16 protein-coding genes are annotated in these 17,310 nt (G+C 64.7%); 11 read left to right on the forward strand and 5 right to left on the reverse strand.

Features of this window, described 5'->3' with window-relative positions; translation table 11 throughout:
• Positions 1–19: 19 nt before the first annotated feature.
• A complete protein-coding gene (locus OX462_RS17250; RefSeq protein ID WP_409026639.1) occupies positions 20–1,513 on the reverse strand; it encodes an NYN domain-containing protein in 1,494 nt (497 codons plus the stop codon).
• Positions 1,514–1,624: 111 nt separating this feature from the next.
• Positions 1,625–2,767 (reverse strand): dienelactone hydrolase family protein, encoded by a 1,143-nt coding sequence (locus tag OX462_RS17255; protein WP_070289849.1) that lies wholly within the window; start codon positions 2,765–2,767, stop codon positions 1,625–1,627.
• 214 nt (positions 2,768–2,981) lie between these two features.
• Between OX462_RS17255 and OX462_RS17260 the strand changes: the two genes are divergently transcribed.
• Positions 2,982–3,353, forward strand: coding sequence for a flagellar basal body protein (locus tag OX462_RS17260; RefSeq protein WP_409026640.1), 372 nt, complete (start codon positions 2,982–2,984; stop codon positions 3,351–3,353).
• A 16-nt stretch (positions 3,354–3,369) separates the two neighbouring features.
• Here OX462_RS17260 and OX462_RS17265 read toward each other — a convergent pair whose 3' ends face one another.
• Positions 3,370–3,978, reverse strand: a complete 609-nt coding sequence (locus OX462_RS17265) for a TetR/AcrR family transcriptional regulator (protein WP_230505404.1) — start codon at positions 3,976–3,978, stop codon at positions 3,370–3,372.
• Positions 3,979–4,118: 140 nt separating this feature from the next.
• On the opposite strand from OX462_RS17265, the gene OX462_RS17270 reads away from it, so the two are divergent.
• Genes OX462_RS17270 through OX462_RS17280 form a run of 3 tightly spaced genes read left to right on the forward strand, consistent with a single transcriptional unit; the run spans position 4,119 to position 6,982 of the window.
• A complete protein-coding gene (locus tag OX462_RS17270) occupies positions 4,119–5,180 on the forward strand; it encodes a sugar phosphate isomerase/epimerase family protein (protein ID WP_409026641.1) in 1,062 nt (353 codons plus the stop codon).
• A 12-nt stretch (positions 5,181–5,192) separates the two neighbouring features.
• On the forward strand, positions 5,193–6,056 hold the full coding sequence (locus OX462_RS17275; protein WP_409026642.1) for an alpha/beta fold hydrolase: 864 nt from the start codon (positions 5,193–5,195) through the stop codon (positions 6,054–6,056).
• Positions 6,053–6,982: a LipP1 family hormone-sensitive lipase gene (locus tag OX462_RS17280; RefSeq protein ID WP_070218211.1), complete on the forward strand. Its 930-nt coding sequence runs from the start codon at positions 6,053–6,055 to the stop codon at positions 6,980–6,982. Before OX462_RS17275 ends, OX462_RS17280 begins: the two co-directional genes overlap by 4 nt.
• A gap of 57 nt (positions 6,983–7,039) precedes the next feature.
• Here the strand turns inward: OX462_RS17280 and OX462_RS17285 are convergent, their stop codons facing one another.
• Complete coding sequence (locus tag OX462_RS17285; RefSeq protein ID WP_409026643.1) at positions 7,040–7,576, reverse strand: molybdopterin-dependent oxidoreductase; 537 nt, start codon at positions 7,574–7,576, stop codon at positions 7,040–7,042.
• 27 nt (positions 7,577–7,603) lie between these two features.
• Positions 7,604–9,589, reverse strand: coding sequence for a TonB-dependent receptor plug domain-containing protein (locus OX462_RS17290; RefSeq protein WP_409026644.1), 1,986 nt, complete (start codon positions 9,587–9,589; stop codon positions 7,604–7,606).
• A 269-nt stretch (positions 9,590–9,858) separates the two neighbouring features.
• Here OX462_RS17290 and OX462_RS17295 point away from each other — a divergent pair, with 269 nt between their 5' ends.
• The 7 genes from OX462_RS17295 (at position 9,859) to OX462_RS17325 (ending at position 17,305) form a co-directional block, all read left to right on the forward strand.
• Positions 9,859–10,683: an IclR family transcriptional regulator gene (locus OX462_RS17295; protein ID WP_070218312.1), complete on the forward strand. Its 825-nt coding sequence runs from the start codon at positions 9,859–9,861 to the stop codon at positions 10,681–10,683.
• A 51-nt stretch (positions 10,684–10,734) separates the two neighbouring features.
• Positions 10,735–11,889, forward strand: coding sequence for an acyl-CoA dehydrogenase family protein (locus OX462_RS17300; protein WP_409026645.1), 1,155 nt, complete (start codon positions 10,735–10,737; stop codon positions 11,887–11,889).
• An 11-nt stretch (positions 11,890–11,900) separates the two neighbouring features.
• On the forward strand, positions 11,901–13,439 hold the full coding sequence (locus OX462_RS17305) for a class I adenylate-forming enzyme family protein (protein WP_409026646.1): 1,539 nt from the start codon (positions 11,901–11,903) through the stop codon (positions 13,437–13,439).
• 60 nt (positions 13,440–13,499) lie between these two features.
• Positions 13,500–14,666: an ABC transporter substrate-binding protein gene (locus OX462_RS17310; RefSeq protein WP_070218214.1), complete on the forward strand. Its 1,167-nt coding sequence runs from the start codon at positions 13,500–13,502 to the stop codon at positions 14,664–14,666.
• A 104-nt stretch (positions 14,667–14,770) separates the two neighbouring features.
• A complete protein-coding gene (locus OX462_RS17315; RefSeq protein WP_035817692.1) occupies positions 14,771–15,643 on the forward strand; it encodes a branched-chain amino acid ABC transporter permease in 873 nt (290 codons plus the stop codon).
• The gene (locus tag OX462_RS17320) at positions 15,640–16,599 is read left to right on the forward strand and encodes a branched-chain amino acid ABC transporter permease (RefSeq protein ID WP_326457549.1); all 960 of its coding nucleotides are present in this window, start codon (positions 15,640–15,642) and stop codon (positions 16,597–16,599) included. Before OX462_RS17315 ends, OX462_RS17320 begins: the two co-directional genes overlap by 4 nt.
• Positions 16,592–17,305 (forward strand): ABC transporter ATP-binding protein, encoded by a 714-nt coding sequence (locus OX462_RS17325; protein WP_409026647.1) that lies wholly within the window; start codon positions 16,592–16,594, stop codon positions 17,303–17,305. The genes OX462_RS17320 and OX462_RS17325 overlap by 8 nt, the downstream gene beginning before the upstream one ends.
• Positions 17,306–17,310: the final 5 nt, after the last annotated feature.

The raw sequence follows: 17,310 nt of genomic DNA on the forward strand, positions 1-17,310 counted from the left end.
CTTACGTTGCGGGTGTCAATCAAGCAACTTCCGCCTTCTTGCGCGCGGGACGGCGCGCCGGCGTCTTGCGCGGCGCCTTGGCCGGCTTGTCTTCGGCCACGACGGCCGCTTCCACCGGCGCCGCCGCAATCACCGGCGCCGCTTCCGCCACGGCTTCAGCCGCCTTTTTGGCCGGCTTCTTCGCCCCTGCCGTCTTGCGTGCCGGCGTGCGCGGCTTGGCCTTCGGCTTCGCTTCGGCGGCCGCTTCCACGATCGCTTCGGCTACAGGTTCAGGCACGGGCGCAGGCATGGCTTCCGCCACCGCCACCTCGACGGCCTCGACGCGCGCTTCACGACCGCCATCGCCGTTCTTGCGGCCGCCACGGCCATTGCGGCGCGAACCGCGCTTGGCGTTGCCCTCTTCCGCTACGACCTCGACGGTGGCTTCGGCCACTTCATGCACGATCTCCGGCTGCGGCGCCGGCGCATACTGCTCGACGGCCGTTTCCACGTCGGCCACCGGCACAAAAGCCTGTGGCGCGGACTCGCCGCGGCGCTGCTCGTTCTGCTTGCGGCCGCCACGGCCATTGCGGCGCGAATCGCGGCGGCTGCCGCCATCGCGGTGATTGCCCTCTTCCGCCGTCGCGCCGGCTTCGCCGCTGGCGATGACGTCACTGGCGACTTCCCCGTTCACGGGCGCAGCGACAGGCACCAGGCCGCTGCTGCGGTAGACATAGGCGCCCGATTTCTCGTCGCGGCCGAACTCCAGCAAGCCGCGCGTCTGCGCTTCTTCCAGCAGGTTGCCGAAGGTGCGGAAACCGTAATACGATTCGCTGAAGTCCGGCTTGCGGCGCTTGATCGCTTCCTTCAGCATCGAGGCCCAGATCTTGCCGCTGTCGCCGCGCTCCGAGACCAGCGCGTCGAAGGTGGCGACGGCCATTTCGATCGCTTCCGTCTTGCGCGACTCGTATTTTTCCTTGCGGCGCACTTCCTCGTCGGGCGAGCGCTTGGCCGCCGGAGTTTCGCGCGCGTCGCGCTTGGCGGCCGTGCGGCGGCTCTCGCGCACCAGGTCATCGTAGAAAATGAATTCGTCGCAGTTGGCCACCAGCAGGTCGGAGGTCGACTGCTTGACGCCCACGCCGATCACCTGCTTGGCGTTTTCGCGCAGTTTCGACACCAGCGGCGAAAAGTCGGAATCGCCGCTGATGATGACGAAGGTGTTCACGTGGGCCTTGGTGTAGCACAGGTCCAGCGCATCGACGACGAGGCGGATGTCGGCCGAATTCTTGCCGGACTGGCGCACGTGGGGAATTTCGATCAGTTCGAAGTTCGCCTCATGCATGGTTCCCTTGAAACTTTTATAACGGTCCCAGTCGCAATATGCCTTCTTGACAACAATACTGCCCTTGAGCAGCAAGCGTTCGAGGATGGGCTTGATATCGAATTTTTCGTAATTTGCATCTCGCACGCCGAGCGCGACGTTCTCGAAGTCGCAAAACACGGCCATGCTGAGGTTTTCTGGGGATGACGCCATAAGGGTGAATTCTCGCTGATGATAAGGGCGGACGGGAAGCGCAACGCCTCCCTTTTCCCCTAGTATATTCGCCCATCCCCCGTTTCGGCGACAACTATCGTGCGCGGCAGCCTATTGCGCGCCGCCGGCGGCGCTCGCGCTGGCGCCGGCGACGGGCCAAACAACGCTTTCATCGACCGAATACAGCTGGCATGGCAGGCTGCTGCGGCGCTGGCACGAAGCGAGCGCGCGCACATCGGGGCTTTCGCCCTCCTCGGCCCAGCCCCAGGCGCCGCTGGCCGACAAGGCAAAGGCGCGTGGCGCGGTTTTTTCCAGGAAGACGCGGTACGCGGCGCGGCCCTGCTCTTCCAGGTAGGGCACGGCGGCGATATCGTCCTGCGGCGCGAAATGCGTGGCGGGCGGCGACGGCGCATCGGCCACGCGGTAGACCTGGCGCACCGGCATGCCGATCTTCTGCAAGAAGCGCTCGGTGGCGGGCAGCCACACGGCCACCCCATCGCGGCTGCCCAGGGTCAGGTGGGCGTCGCGCTTGAACGGGCCATAGGCCAGCAGCTGCGCCCGGCCGCCTGAACCGGTAAAGGAATTGAACAGCCGCCGCGCCAGCGCCGGCGAAAAGTACGCGTCATTCGCGCCATACAGCCACAGGCTGGGAATGTGGTTGTAGGCGCCCAGGGTGGCGAAGGTCTTGGTCAGCGCCCCTTGCCAGTCGCAGCCGGGCATGTCGACGCGCAAGCCGCCCGCAAAATTGAGCACGCCGCGCACGCCGGGCACCATCCGGGTGGCCAGCGCCAGCGCCGCCATGCCGCCGTACGACTGCCCCGCGACGACGATGCGCTGCGGGTCGACCCAGCTCTGGCGGCGCGCATACGCGAGTGCGGCGAGCATGTCGCGCGCCTGGCCCTGGGCGTTGCCCAGCATGTCGCAGCCGAAATCGCGGTAGGCGCCCGTGGAGCGCGCAAAGCCGGCGCGCATCGGCAGCATCACGGCATAGCCGCGGCGCACGAACTCGGTCGCCATATAGATGAAGCGCTCGCGCTGCTGCAGCCGGGCCGGGCCGGCCTGCTTGCCGTGGTTCATCAGCAGCAAGGGAAACGGGCCGGAGCCGGGGGGACGGAACACCGTCGTCTCCAGCGTCTCGCGCAAGCCGTCGCCGGCCGGCACCATGATGACTTGCTCGTTCAGGCGCGCATCGAGCGGTAGCTGGGAGGGAACAAGCTGGGCTTTCAGGGGCAGGCAAGGCAGGCTGAGCAGCAAACCCAGAAAAATGGGGCGTAACAGGTGGAAAATGACGGACTCCGTGGATGACTTCCCTGCCAGTCTAGGCAGTGAAATGCCACAGAACAATATAAAAAAATTACGTGACGCACATATTTTTTGCGGCAAGCACCTGCGGGAAAAATTGTTGCCTTGCGCCACCACACTTTTTCCGCTGACGGGAGTAAACTGGGCGTATTCTGAAGGAGTCGCCATGTCCATATCCGCCCTCACCACCGGTACCTCGGGGCTGACCGCCAACCAGCGCGCGCTGGATGTGGCCGCCAACAATATCGCCAATGCGAATACGCCGGGCTTCCAGCCGCAGCAAGCCGAATTCCAGGAAGCCAGCCCGGCCGGCACGGGCGTCACCCTCTCCGTCGAGGGGCGCAAGCTGGCCGCCAGCGAAAGCGTCAGCGGCGCCAATACCAATGCGGCCAAGGCGTCCGAAAGCCGGCCGAACGGCGTGGGCCTCGCTTCCGAACTGACCGATAACCTCGTCTACAAGGCCGGTTTCAACCTGTCGGCGAACGTCGTCAAGGCGGCCGACCAGGCACTGGGCAGCCTGATCGACGTCAAGACTTAAGCACAGTCACTAGCGCTTAGATAGCCTGCTTTTGCATTTCCAGCGCCAATGGCGCCATCGCCGGCGTGATCAGCGCCAGCAGCCGTTCGGCCGGAATGCCGTCGCGCGCCTGCACCGACAAGCCATGCAGCAAGGCCGCATAGTAGTCGCCCAGCGCCTGCACGTCCGCCTCCGCTTTTAATTCCCCTGCCAGTTGCGCCGCGCGCAGGCGCTCGATGACGGCTTGCGTGCGCGCGCGGCGGTGCTGCGCCAGCCAGTCGGCGATGCCCGCGTTTTCCGCGCTCGTGTTCGTGGCGGCCGTGACCACCATGCAGCCTTGCGGCTGGCCGCTGCGCGTATACAGCAGCACGGCTTCTTCCAGCATGCGCGCCACCGCATCGCGCACGTTCAGGCTGGCCGCCAGCGCGTGCACCGCAAACGCGCCCTCTCCCGTTTCATACAGCTCCACGGCTTCGCGGAACAGCTGCTCCTTCGAGCCGAACGCCGCGTAGATGCGCGCCGAAGCGATGCCCAGCGCCGCCACCAGGTCGGCCATCGACACCCCCTCGTAGCCGCGCGTCCAGAACGCGTCGCGCGCTTTTGCCAGCGCCAGCGCGCGGTCGAATTCCCTCGGTCTTCCTGCCATCTTGATCCTCTGCTTGCGAAGTGGCGGCCAGTATAACGCCTGGCGCCCGCGCCGCGTTCGCCATTTATTTTGCATCACGGGCTTGACCGCGCCAACAATTTCGCCTATTCTTTGTCGATCGACAAACAATAGGAGCCGATATGAAAACCATCCAAGGACCAAGCCTGCACCTGGCACAATTCGCCGCCGACACGGCGCCCTTCAACACCCTGCCTGCCATCGCCGAGTGGGCGGCCGGCATGGGCTTCAAGGCCCTGCAGATTCCCGCCTGGGATGCGCGCCTGTTCGACGTGGCGCAAGCGGCGCACAGCCAGCAATACTGCGACGACCTCGTTGCCATGCTGGCCGGCCATGGCCTCGTCATCAGCGAACTGACGACGCACATCCTCGGCCAGCTGGTGGCCGTGCACCCGGCCTATGACGCGCTGTGCGACAGCTTCGCCCCGGCACACCTGCACGGCCAGCCGGCGGCGCGCACCGAGTGGGCCATCGAGCAAGTGAAACTGGCGGCCATGGCGTCGAAACGCCTGGGCCTGACCGACATGGGCACGTTTTCCGGCTCGTTCGCCTGGCCCTACCTGTTCCCTTTCCCGCAGCGCCCGCCCGGCCTGATCGAGGCGGCCTTCGACGAACTGGCACGCCGCTGGCTGCCCATCCTCGACGTGTGCGAGGAACAGGGCGTCAACCTGTGCTACGAAATCCACCCGAGCGAAGACCTGCATGACGGCATCAGCTTCGAGATGTTTTACGAGCGCGTAGGCCGCCACCCGCGCTGCAAGATGCTGTTCGACCCCAGCCACTTCGTGCTGCAGCAGTTGAACTACCTGGAATTCATCGATATCTACAAGGACCATATCCGCATGTTCCATGTGAAGGATGCGGAATTCAATCCGACGGGGCGGCAAGGCATTTACGGCGGCTACCAGTCGTGGGAAAACCGCGCCGGGCGCTTCCGCTCGCTGGGCGACGGCCAGGTCGATTTCAAGGCCATCTTCTCGAAGATGGCGCAAAACGATTACGCGGGCTGGGCCACGCTGGAATGGGAATGCTGCCTGAAGGACCAGGAGGTGGGCGCGCGCGAAGGCGTGGCCTTCATCAATGCCCACATCATTCCCGTCACAGACAAGATCTTCGACGACTTCGCCGGCGCACCCGTCAGCGCACAACAGATCAATACCCTGCTCGGCATCGAGCATCACTAATCAAGGAAACATATGAACGACTTCATTCACGACTACGTCCGCATCGACGGCCAGCGCCTGCATTGCGTCATCGCCGGTCCCGGCACCGGCAAACCCGTGCTGCTGATCCCCGGCTGGCCGCAAACCTGGTATGCGTGGCGCCACGTGATGGCGGCGCTGGCCGCCAGCGGCTACCAGGCCATCGCCATCGATCCACCGGGCAGCGGCCACTCGGACCGCCCGGCCGGCGGCTATGACACGGGCGCCGTGGCGACCACCCTGCACCGCGCAATGCTGGCCCTGGGCCACGCGCAATACGACGTGGTCGGTCACGACATCGGCATGTGGGTCGGCTATGCGCTAGCCAGCGATTTCCCGCAGGCCGTGACGAAACTGGCGCTGACGGAAGCCGTGATTCCCGGTCTGGCGCCCGCGCCGCCGATTTTCGTCGCGCCGTCCGACAACATCTTCCTGTGGCATTTCATGTTCAACCAGGTGCTCGATTTGCCGGAGATGCTCACGGCGGGCAAGGAACGCGAATACATCCGCTTCATCCTGGACCGCTGGTCCTACCGCCGCGACAAGGTCGCCGTCGACGTGTATGCGGACGCGTATGCCACGCCGGGCGCCTTGCGCGCCGGCTTCGCCTACTACCGCGCCATACCCGAAACCATCCGTCAAAATCTGGAACGGGCAAAACGCAGCCTGACCATGCCGGTACTGGCCATCGGCGCCGACCATGCGACCAACGACGCGCCGCTGCTGACCATGCAGGGCAAGGCGGACAATTTGAAAGGCGCCATCGTTGCCGAATGCGGCCACTTCATCATGGAAGAACAGCCGGAAGCGTTCATCGCCCACCTGCTGCCCTTCCTGGCCGGAGAAAAATCAGCATGAGCCTCGATCCGCTGATTGCCGCCTGGCTGGAAGAGATAAAAGATGCGCCGCCGCCCGCCTCGCTGGCGGACCTGCGCGCGGCCACGGAAACGGGGTTGCGCCAGCTGCATGGCCCCCTGGAAGACGTCGCATCCATCACGGATTACGTGCTGCCGGGCGAGCATGCGCTGACCGTGCGCGCCTACGTGCCCGCCGGCGCGGACACAAGCCAGCCCCTGCCGGCCATCGTCTTTGCGCATGGCGGAGGATGGTGTCTGTGCTCGCTGGACCTGTACGACAATCCCTGCCGTGCGCTGGCCAACGCCACCGGCTGCGTGATCGTTTCCGTCGACTACCGGCTGGCGCCCGAGCACAAGTTCCCCGTGCCGTTGAACGACTTTTACCGCGCGTTGTGCTGGGTCGCCGAACATGCGGCGGCGCTGGGCATCGATGCGAAACGGCTGGCCGTGGGCGGCGACAGCGCGGGCGGCAACCTGGCGGCCGCCGCCGCCCTGATGGCGCGCGACCAGGCCGGTCCCGCGCTGGCGCATCAGCTGCTGCTGTACCCGGCGCTCGATTTTGCCTTCGACACGCCGTCCTACCAGCGCTATGCGGAGGGCCACTCGCTGACGCGGGAAGCCATGCGCTTTTGCTGGTCGGCCTACCTGAACGAGCCGGCCGACGGCGCGAACGCCTACGCGGCGCCCCTGCGGGCAACGTCGCTCAAGGACTTGCCGCCGGCGACGGTGCTGGTATGCGAGTACGACCCGCTGCATGACGAGGGCGAAGCCTATGCGCGGTATTTGCGCGACGACGGCGTGGCGGCGCAATGCGTGCAGCTCGACGGCATGATCCATGCGTCGATACACATGCAGGGCTTGGCACCAAAGGCGCGGGGATTGTTCGACGTGGCGGGCCAAGCAATGAAAAGTGCCATGTTTGCGTAAATAGTCCACTAGAAAAATTCTGGGGTCTGACCCGGCGGGTCAGACCCCAGCATGCCTCTATTCCACCAATTTGCGCACCTCGACGCCGTTCAGCCACTTCACATGGCGCGGACCCGTGCGGATATCCTTCGCCGAGATGAGGGCGATCTCGCCATCGCTGTCGTCGAGCGCCTTGCCGTTCTTTTCGTAGTAGACGATCACGCCCTCGCCGGCCGGCGCGTTATACAGCTCACCCCAGGAAAACACCACCGCATAGCCATCGGTGGCCGTGGCGATGATGGCGAGCTTCTTGACGTCGTTGTGGCCGGGCGCATCGAGCGCCGCCTTGTCGAGGATGTCGCGCAGGCGCACGCCCTTGTAACTGGTGATGGTTTCGGCCTTGTCGCCGTTGTGGCGCGTGACGGCGATGTCTCCGCCATTGGCTTGCGGCAGCCGGCGCAGGTCGGCTACCGTCAGGGTCAACGGCGTTGCCACCTTGCCCGTGACGGCGAGCGCGCGGCTCATGTTCTCGCGCGCCGGCGCCGGGTCGGCCCATGCGGGGGCCGCCGCCAGCAGTGCGGCCGAAGCCAAACCAAGGAATATTTTCTTCAACATGCTGTGTCCTTTCATGACAGTAAAAACTCAGAACTGGTATTGCGCATTGGCCAGCCAGGTGCGGCCCGCGCCGGGAAAACCGTCGGCCAGCGCATAGTTGCGGTCAGCCAGGTTGTTCACGCCCGCTTCCAGGGTCAAGGCCGGCAAGGGCCGGTACACGGCTTTCAGGTTCACGCTGGCAAAGCCGCCCAGTGCCAAAGTGTTCGAAACCCAGCGCCCGCTATTCGCTTCCGCGATGGCCACCACGTCGACCTGGCGCGCCGCGTGCAGCACGGCGTGCGCCGTCAGCTTGTGGCGCGGCACGTCCGTCAGGCGGATGGCGCGGTCGCTGACATTTTTCATGTCCGTGTACGTGTAGTTGCCGCCAAAATCGAGCCAGGCGCCGGCGCGGCCGCGCACGCCCAGTTCCACGCCGCTGATATGCGCCCTGCCCGCGTTGCGCATCTGCGCACGCACGCCCGCCACATTCGCCACGCTCTGGATCTTGTCCTTCACGTCGCTGTAGAACAGGGCGGCATCGAGCGCCATCCCGCGCACGGTTGCCTGGTAGCCCAGCTCATAATTCATTGCCTGTTCCGCGCGCAAGGCCGGGTTTTCAATATACGTGCCCAGGCGCTGCGAGTAGCGGTCCTTCAGGGTCGGCAGGCGCGACTTGCGCGCCACGGTGGCGTACACGCGCGATGCAAGACCGGTCTTGTGGAACAGGCCCGCCTGCAGGTCGGTGGCCGATTGATTCTCGGGCAAGGTATACGCATTGCCGGCGCTGTAGACGGTGTCCGGGCGCAGTGCATTGCGCGACACGCCCAGCGACAGTTCCGTCGCCGCATTGAGGGCGATGCTATCTTCCGCGCCCAGAGTCCACAGGGCATCCTTGTACCAGGTGGTGCGCACGCCCCTGGCGTCGAGTTCCTGGTGCTCGTCGGCCTTGTAGCTGGCCACAAAACGCAGGCTGTGCGCGGCCAGGCGGAACGATTCGAGTTCCACCGCGCCGCCGTTCGTGCGGTCGTTATAGATGCTGCGCCCGCCGCTGACGCTGCCCTGGCCGCTGGTCTTCAGGGTCGCGTAGCTGCCGTTTGTATAGGAGGTGATTTCATTGTCGTAGCTGTCGTGGTACAGGCGCAGTTTCAGGCGTTCCTGCTGGCCCAGACGCGTCTGCGAGACGAGATACACGCTTTCCTTGCTCCAGTACGGCCACTGCCAGTAGCGCGCGCCGACGGGGTTCGTCGATGGCGGCTGGCCCTTTTCGCCATGCTGCTTGTAGTAGCTGAGCGCATATTCATCGCCCGCGTGCGCGCCGCCCGGCGTGTAGCCCACCTTGAACGACAGTTTATGATCCTTGCGATAGGCGTTGTTGCGCATGCCGCCATCTTCCGTGGCCGTGGGGCGGAAGTCGGACGACAGGGGAAAACCGTCGCTGTCGATGTAGGACATGCCCGCCTGCAGATACCACAGGCCCTGATTCGTGCCCACGTTGGCCGACACCTGGCGCTCGCTGCCCGAACCGAATCCCACTGAAGCATCGCCTTCCATCAAAGCCGTCGGTTTGCGCGACACCAGGTTGATGGCGCCGCCCAGGGTATTGGCGCCGTAGGCCACGGAACTGAAGCCCTTGGCCACCTGGATCGCGGCCAGGTCGCTGGTCGTGAAGCGGTTGAAATCGACATAGCCGTCATACGGCACGTAGACGGGAATGCCGTCGATGTACAGCGGCACCTGGCGCGCATCGAAGCCGCGGATGGCGACGGTTTTCTCATTGCGCGCATTGGTCGACAGCGACACGCCGGACAGCAAATTGAGGGCGTCGCCCACGTTGTCGCGGTTAAAGCGGCGCATCTCAACGCGGCTCACCTGCGCACCCACCGGCTGTTCCACCTGGCCCTGCTCGCGCTGGCCGATCACCGTCACCGTGCCCAGCACGAACGGCGCCGCCGCATCCACGTCTTCCTTGCCAGCCACCTGCTGCGCCAGCGCCAGCATCACGGCGCCTGCCACTACCTGTTTCACCATCGTCATCTTGTTCTCTTCCGTTATATATCGCCTTATATAGCGATATGCAAAAAAGCGGCCACTCGTGCGGCGGCCGTCATCCAACAGCGCAATATACAGATGTATATAACGATGCTCAAGCGGGGAGAGGCAAAACGGGCGCGCAAGTCAATTTTCCGGCGATTTTTCATGCACCGCACCATTTCGCTGTGCGAACGAATGTTTCACAAAACGGTTGACATGCGCGAGTCGGCTAGGCAAACTGATTTCCAGGGAGCCAGCAAATGAATGCAAATATGACAAATATTCAGGCCGCAGCCGATCCGGAAATCATCGTCTTCAGCGATGACGAAGAAGGCAAGGACCGCCAGTTCGTCAACGCGCTGGCGCGCGGCCTCGAAGTGCTGCGGTGCTTTCGTCCCGGCGAAGTCTTCCTGTCGAATGCGGACATGGCCAAGCGCACGGGCATCCCCAAGCCCACCATTTCGCGCCTCACCTACACCCTCACCAAACTCGGCTACCTCAATTACTCGGACAGCCTGGGCAAGTACCAGCTGGGCGCCGGCGTGCTGGCCCTCGGCTACCGCATGCTGTCGAACCTGGACGTGCGCAAGATGGCGCGCCCGCTGATGGAAGAACTGGCCGAACATGCGCAGGCGTCCGTGTCGCTGGGCACGCGCGACCGCCTCAGCATGGTGTACGTGGAAACGTGCCGCAGCAGCGCCAACGTCACGCTGCGCCTCGACGTCGGCTCGCGCATTCCCCTGATGACGACGGCCATGGGCAAGGCCCTGCTGTGCATCCTGCCGCAGGCCGAGCGCGACTACCTGATGGACCATGCGCGCGTGCACGAGACGGAGCGCTGGCCGCGCATCAAGGCCGGCATCGAGCAAGGCTTCAAGGATTACCAGGACCGGGGCTTTTGCATCTCGGCCGGCGAATGGCAGAACGACGTGCATGCCGTGGGCGTGCCCATGCTGGGCGCCGACGGCGAACAGGTGATGGCCTTCAATTGCGGCGGCCCCGCCTTTTTGCTGTCGCGCGAAAAACTCGAATCGGACCTGGGACCGCGCCTGGTCGCCCTGGTCAAGACAGTGGAAAAAAACCTGGGCCGCGGTTAGACTGCGCGCCCCCTCTCAACAACAGATCAAATCAAAGCGCCGAGGAACCCGATGATACGCGACGAAGAAACCCTGAACATCCTGCTCGACAGCATCGCCCGTTTCGTGCGCGAAGTGCTGGTGCCGAACGAGGCGCTGGTGGCTGAAACGGACACGATCCCGCCCACCATCGTGGCGCAAATGCGCGAACTGGGTCTGTTCGGCCTGTCCATTCCGGAAGCCTACGGCGGCCTGGAACTGAGCATGGAAGAGGAAGTGCGGGTCGCGTTTGAAATCGCCCGCACCTCGCCCGCCTTCCGCTCGCTGATCGGCACGAACAACGGCATCGGTTCGCAAGGCATCGTGATCGACGGCACGGAAGCGCAAAAACAATACTATCTGCCCAAGCTGGCGGCCGGCGAGATCATCGGCTCCTTCGCGCTGACGGAAGCGGGATCGGGCTCCGATGCCGCCTCGCTGCGCACCTCGGCCGTGCGCGATGGCGACTTCTATATCCTCAACGGCAGCAAGCGCTACATCACCAACGCGCCCGAAGCGAGCATCTTTACGGTCATGGCCCGCACGGACCCCGTCAAGCGCGGCGCCTCGGCCATCTCCGCCTTCATCGTGGAAAAGGATACGCCGGGCCTTTCTTTAGGCAAGATCGATAAGAAGATGGGCCAGCAAGGCGCGCATACCTGCGACGTCATCTTTGAAAATTGCCGCGTGCCGGCCGCGAACGTCATCGGCGGCAAGGAAGGCGTGGGTTTCAAGACAGCCATGAAGGTGCTCGACAAGGGCCGGCTGCACATCGCCGCCGTCTGCGTGGGCGCGGCCGAACGCATGCTGGCCGACGCCCTCGCCTACGCGATGGAACGCCAGCAGTTCGGCCAGCCCATCGCCGAGTTCCAGCTGATCCAGGCCATGCTGGCCGACAGCAAGGCCGAGATTTACGCGGCGCGCAGCATGGTGCTGGACGCCGCGCGGCGGCGCGACAACAAGGAAGACATTTCGACGGAAGCGTCGTGCTGCAAGCTGTTCGCCTCCGAAATGTGCGGCAGAGTCGCTGACCGCTCCGTGCAGATCCACGGCGGCGCCGGCTACATCAGCGAATACGCGGCCGAGCGCTTCTACCGCGACGTGCGCCTGTTCCGCATCTACGAAGGCACGACGCAGATCCAGCAGATCGTCATCGCCCGCAACATGATCAAGGCAGCACAAAAGTGAAGGAGGCCGCGATGGACATTCCCGCCCTGCTGGCCCACTTGCCGGCGCGCCTGTCGGCCATCTCCATCTATTGGGCGACGCGCGCGCCCGACGCGCCCGCGCTGCATGAAGGTGGGCGCAGCTGGACCTACGCCCAGCTGCAGCACGGTGTGGACAGCGCCGCGCAGCTGCTGCGCCAGCTGGACGTGCGCGCCGGCGACCGCCTGATGGTGGTGGGCGAGAACTGCGCGCTGCAGGTGGCGCTGATCTTTGCGGCGGCCAGCATCGACGCGTGGATCGTCAACGTCAATGCGCGCCTGTCGGCGCGCGAGATCGACACCATCGCCGCGCACAGTTCGGCGCGGAGGATGCTGTTCCTGGCCGGCGCCTCGCCGGAAGCGGCCGCGCATGCGGCACGTCTGGGCGCGGCCAGCGCCACGGTCGACGGCATGGGCGAGCTGCTGGCGGGCGACTTGAACGAGGCGGCCATCGCGGAAGACACGGTGCCCGGCAACGAACAGGTTGCCGCGCTGATCTACACGACGGGCACCACCGGGCAGTCGAAGGGCGTGATGCTCACGCACCGCAACCTGCTGTTCATCGCCGCCGTCTCCAGCACCCTGCGCGGCCTGACCAGCACCGACCGCGCCTATGGCGTGCTGCCGATTTCGCACGTGTACGGCCTGGCCTCGGTGGCCCTGGGCACCCTGTATGCGGGCGCCGCACTGTACCTGGTGCCGCGCTTTTCCGTCGACGGCCTGCTCTCGGCACTGAAGGACGACGGTCTGACCATCGTGCAGGGCGTGCCCGCCATGTACGCCAAGCTGCTGCAAACCCTGGGCGGCGCCGATACGCCGCTGCCCACGCGGCTGCGCTTTGCGTATGCGGGCGGCTCGCCGCTGGCGCCGTCGCTCAAGCACGAGGTGGAAAAGCTGCTCGGCACCGCGCTGCACAATGGCTACGGCATGACGGAAAGCTCCCCCACCATCAGCCAGACGCGCCTGGAAACGCCGCGCCGCGACGATTCCGTGGGCATGCCGATCCCCGGCGTGGAAGTGCGCGTGGTCGACGTGGCCGGCCGTGACGTGACGCCGGGCCAGCCGGGGGAATTATGGATACGCGGGCCGAACATCATGGCCGGCTATTACCGCGAACCGGCCATGACGGCGGCCACCATGCGCGACGGCGGCTGGCTCAATACGGGCGACATGGCGCGCCAGGACCCGGACGGGGCCCTGTTCATCGTGGGCCGCACCAAGGAACTGATCATCCGCTCCGGCTTCAATGTGTATCCGCTGGAAGTGGAAACGGCCCTGAACGCCCACGCTTCCGTGGTGCAGTCGGCCGTGGTCGGGCGCACCCTGGCCGATGGCAACGAGGACGTCATCGCCTACGTGGAGCTGGACCCGCGCCAGCCCGCGAGCGTGGCAGAATTGCAGGCCTGGCTGGCGCAGACCCTGTCGCCGTACAAGTGCCCGTCCGCCATCATCGTCATGGAAGCGCTGCCGGCAGCGGCCACGGGCAAGATTTTAAAGGGGCAGCTGCGGCAAATGGCGCAGAATGCACGATAAGTTGACCATGTAGTAGCAGACCCGACAATAAAACCAAGCCACATCACCGGAGGAGACACGATGAAACGCACCTACACACGCATCGCCATGGCAGCGCTGGTTGCCAGCGCCTGGATGGCACAGGCCAGCGCCGACGAATTCCTGGTCGGCGCGGAAATCCCGCTGACGGGCAACCTGGCGCGGGTCGGCGCCGGCATGCAGGAAGGGATCATGGTCGCGGCCGAGGTATTCAACAAGACCAACGGCAAGCACACCATCAAGATCATCACCGTCGACGACGAATCGGCGCCCGCCAAGGCCATCGCCGCCGTGGAAAAGCTGGCCAGCCAGGGCGTGGTGGCCATCACGGGCGGCTACGGCTCGAACAATATCTCGCCCGCCTCGGACACGGCCAATAAACTGGGTCTGGTCTACATCACCTCGGGCGGCGTGGACGACAGCCTGGTGGCCAGCGGACGCAAGAATTTTTTCCGCATCAATAACACGGCCGGCTACGAAAAAGCCATGCTGGGACTGCTGCAGGATGTGGGCGCCAAGTCCGTCTCCATCGTGTATTCGACCAAGGATGCCACCACGGGCCTGGCCAAGGACGTGGAAAAGGCCCTGGCGGCCAAGGGCGTGAAGGTGACGACGCACTCGTTCGACCCGGCCATTACCGACTTCAAGCCCATCATCAACAAGATCAAGCTGCAGGACAAATCGGAAGTGGTGGCCATGGTCGGCTACGAAAACGACTACGTGGGCATCATCCGCGCCGCCCGCGTGCTGAAACCGAAGATCAAGGCCATGGTGGGCGTGTGGTCGCTGGCCACGCCGAAGATGGCGGCCGACTTCCCCGACCTGATGCCGAACGTCTTCGGCACGGCCCTTCTGCCCTTCCCGACGGAATTCAAGACGGCCGACGGCAAGGCTTTCAGCGACGCCTACAAGCAGCTGTACAAGAAGGAGCCGGACTACCTGGGCCAGTTCGGCTATGTGCAGTCGATGCTGCTGTTCGAAGCGATCGCGCGCGCAGCCGACAAGGGCACGCTCAAGAAAGGCGGCGTGGCCGACGAGATGCGCAAGACGGACCGCGAAACCCTGATCGGCCGCGTGCAGTTCGCCGCCAACGGCGACAACCAGAACTTCGTGCACCGCATGGCGCAGCACCAGGACAAGAAAGTGGTGATCGTCTGGCCGAAGGAACACGCGACGGGCAAGCTGAACTATCCTGCCCTGCCCTGGTAAGCAGCCTCCCGCTGCACACGCGCGCGCCCGCCGGGCGTGCACCGATGAACGGCGGTCCTGGTGCCTCTTCGCGATGCGCCTGGGCCGCCTGACGGGATGACGATATGACAGAATTAATCTTGCAAGCCCTGTATTCGGGCTTGCTGCAGGGCGGCTCCTACGCCCTGATCGCACTGGGACTGGCGCTGGTCTTCGGCACCATGAAAGTGATCAACCTGGCGCACGGCGAACTGGTGCTGCTGGCCGCCTACATCGCCTACAGCGTCGAATCGGGCCTGGGCCTGGGGCCGATGTTCGCCATTCCCATCGCGCTGGTGATCGTCAGTCTGACGTCCGTGGGCGTCTACCTGATCGTCAGCCGCATCAAGAAAGACCGCGAAATCAATTCGCTGATCCTCACCTACGGCATCGGCGTGATCCTCACCAATTTCATTTTGCTGGTCTGGAAGGCCGACATCCGCTCGACCTCGTCGAGCTGGCTGCAGGAAGGCTTCGAGATCGGCCCGTTTTTCAGCATGCGCAGTGAAGTGATTTTCTTCGGCGTCAGCCTGGTGCTGATGGCGGCCCTGTGGCGCTGGCTGTCGACCAGCTGGTATGGCCGCGCCGTGCGCGCCGTGTCCAGCAACCGCGACGCGGCCAAGCTGATGGGCATCGATCCGGGCCGCACGGAACTGGTCTCGTTCCTGGTCGCCGGCATCCTGGCCGCCTTTGCCGGCGTCGCCTTGTTCAGCTATGGCGTGATCCAGCCTGCCTACGGCGGCGCGCTGACGGTGAAAGCCTTCATCATCACGGTACTGGCCGGCATCGGCTCGATTCCCGGCGTGCTGCTGGCCGCCGTGCTGCTGGGCGTGGCAGAAGCCTTGACCGTCACCCTGGCCAGCTCCGCGCTGCAGGAATTGTCGGGCATGGTGCTGTTCCTGCTGGTGCTGTTCATCATGCCCAACGGCCTGTTCGGCGCACAACGGAGGCGCGGATGAAGCGCTCGACTTTGATTTCCACGGCAATCCTGCTGCTGGCCGCGTATGTCGCCGTGCCGCTGGCCCTGGGCGCCAACCAGTATGTGATGAGCATGGTGGTGGCGGCCCTGATCATCGGCGGCGTGGCCATGTCCTGGGCCCTGCTGGGCAACCTGGGCGGCATGGTCAGCTTCGGCCATGCGGCCTTCTTCGGCGTGGGCGCGTATGTCTCCGCGCTGGCCACCGTGAAACTGGGCTTGCCCGTGTTTGCCGCCATGCTGCTGGGCGGCGCGGGCGCGGCCATCGCCGCCGTCATCATGCTGCCCGTGCTGCGGCTGCGCGGGCCGTATTTTGCGCTGGCCATCCTCGCCTACGCCCACATCTTCCGCATCCTGGCCACGGAATGGAGTGCCGTGACGGGCGGTGCCGGCGGCATCAACAATATCCCGGCTTTACCCACCGTCTTCGGTTTTGATCTGGCCAGCAAGACGGGCGCCTACCTGGTCGTGCTGACCCTGGTGGTGGCATGCGCCTTTGCCTACAGCCGCATCCGCGCCAGCCACTACGGCATCGCCCTGCGCGCCATGCACGACAGCGAAGACGCGACGCGCGTCGTCGGCGTCAACAGCACCTTGCTGAAAGGCGCGATGCTGCTCGTGTCGGCCTTCATGGCCGGCCTGTTCGGCGCCTTCAACGCCCATTACATCAACTTCCTCGAGCCCGACTACGCCTTCAACAGCCTGTGGGTGACTTTGCCGATCGTGGCGGCCATCTTCGGCGGCTACCGCACGATACTCGGCCCCGTGCTGGGCGCCGTCGTGGTCTACCTGGTCGACCAGTTGATCTTCAAGTCGCTGATCCCCACCGGTCACCAGCTGGTGCTGGGCGTGCTGCTGGTGGCGATGATCGTCTTCAGTCCGAACGGCTTGCTGCCGCTGCTGAAAAAAGCGCTGGGTAAGGAGAAAGCACATGCTTGAACTCGATAATGTGTCCGTGCGCTTCGGCGGCCTGACGGCCGTCGATTCCGTCACGTTAAAAGTGGGCAGCCACGACGTGATCGGCCTCGTGGGCGCGAACGGCGCCGGCAAGACCACCCTGTTCAACGCCATTTCCGGTCTGATGCGCCCCACCGGCGGCAGCATCCGCTTCGAGGGACGCGACATCATGGCCACGCCCATGTACCAGCGCGCGCGCCTGGGGCTGGGCCGCACCTTCCAGATCCCGCAACCGATGCATGAATTGACGGTGCGCGAAAACCTCGTCGTGGCGCAGCGCTTCGGCACGGGCAAGGTAGACCAGCGCAAGATCGATGAAATCCTCGATTTCACGAGCCTGGCGGACAAGGCCGGGCGCGACGCGGCCAGCGAACTGGCGCTGACGGAACTGAAAGCGCTGGAAGTGGCCAAGGCGCTGGCCACCAATCCGAAATTGCTGCTGTTGGATGAAGTGCTGGCCGGCCTGGAAACGAACGGCAAGCGCCGCTTCATGGGCATGCTCAAGGACTTGCACGCCGCCTTTGGCGTGGGCATCGTCATGATCGAACACGATATCGAAACCATCAGCAATCTGTGCCAGCGCGTGGCCGTGCTCAATTTTGGCCAGCTGATCGCCGACGGCACGCCCGATGCCGTCTTCCGCGATCCGGCCGTCATCGAAAGCTATACGGGAGCAGCGCATGCCTGAAACGA

It is taken from the genome of Janthinobacterium aestuarii, assembly GCF_046113285.1.
GTDB lineage: Bacteria > Pseudomonadota > Gammaproteobacteria > Burkholderiales > Burkholderiaceae_D > Janthinobacterium.

Bases quoted from the DNA above. Each gene is read 5' to 3' on its own strand.
- OX462_RS17250 (WP_409026639.1), bottom strand. From the start codon at position 1,513: ATGGCGTCATCCCCAGAAAACCTCAGCATGGCCGTGTTTTGCGACTTC.
- OX462_RS17260 (WP_409026640.1), top strand. From the start codon at position 2,982: ATGTCCATATCCGCCCTCACCACCGGTACCTCGGGGCTGACCGCCAAC.
- OX462_RS17265 (WP_230505404.1), bottom strand. From the start codon at position 3,978: ATGGCAGGAAGACCGAGGGAATTCGACCGCGCGCTGGCGCTGGCAAAA.
- OX462_RS17270 (WP_409026641.1), top strand. From the start codon at position 4,119: ATGAAAACCATCCAAGGACCAAGCCTGCACCTGGCACAATTCGCCGCC.
- OX462_RS17275 (WP_409026642.1), top strand. From the start codon at position 5,193: ATGAACGACTTCATTCACGACTACGTCCGCATCGACGGCCAGCGCCTG.
- OX462_RS17280 (WP_070218211.1), top strand. From the start codon at position 6,053: ATGAGCCTCGATCCGCTGATTGCCGCCTGGCTGGAAGAGATAAAAGAT.
- OX462_RS17285 (WP_409026643.1), bottom strand. From the start codon at position 7,576: ATGTTGAAGAAAATATTCCTTGGTTTGGCTTCGGCCGCACTGCTGGCG.
- OX462_RS17290 (WP_409026644.1), bottom strand. From the start codon at position 9,589: ATGACGATGGTGAAACAGGTAGTGGCAGGCGCCGTGATGCTGGCGCTG.
- OX462_RS17295 (WP_070218312.1), top strand. From the start codon at position 9,859: ATGACAAATATTCAGGCCGCAGCCGATCCGGAAATCATCGTCTTCAGC.
- OX462_RS17300 (WP_409026645.1), top strand. From the start codon at position 10,735: ATGATACGCGACGAAGAAACCCTGAACATCCTGCTCGACAGCATCGCC.
- OX462_RS17305 (WP_409026646.1), top strand. From the start codon at position 11,901: ATGGACATTCCCGCCCTGCTGGCCCACTTGCCGGCGCGCCTGTCGGCC.
- OX462_RS17310 (WP_070218214.1), top strand. From the start codon at position 13,500: ATGAAACGCACCTACACACGCATCGCCATGGCAGCGCTGGTTGCCAGC.
- OX462_RS17315 (WP_035817692.1), top strand. From the start codon at position 14,771: ATGACAGAATTAATCTTGCAAGCCCTGTATTCGGGCTTGCTGCAGGGC.
- OX462_RS17320 (WP_326457549.1), top strand. From the start codon at position 15,640: ATGAAGCGCTCGACTTTGATTTCCACGGCAATCCTGCTGCTGGCCGCG.
- OX462_RS17325 (WP_409026647.1), top strand. From the start codon at position 16,592: ATGCTTGAACTCGATAATGTGTCCGTGCGCTTCGGCGGCCTGACGGCC.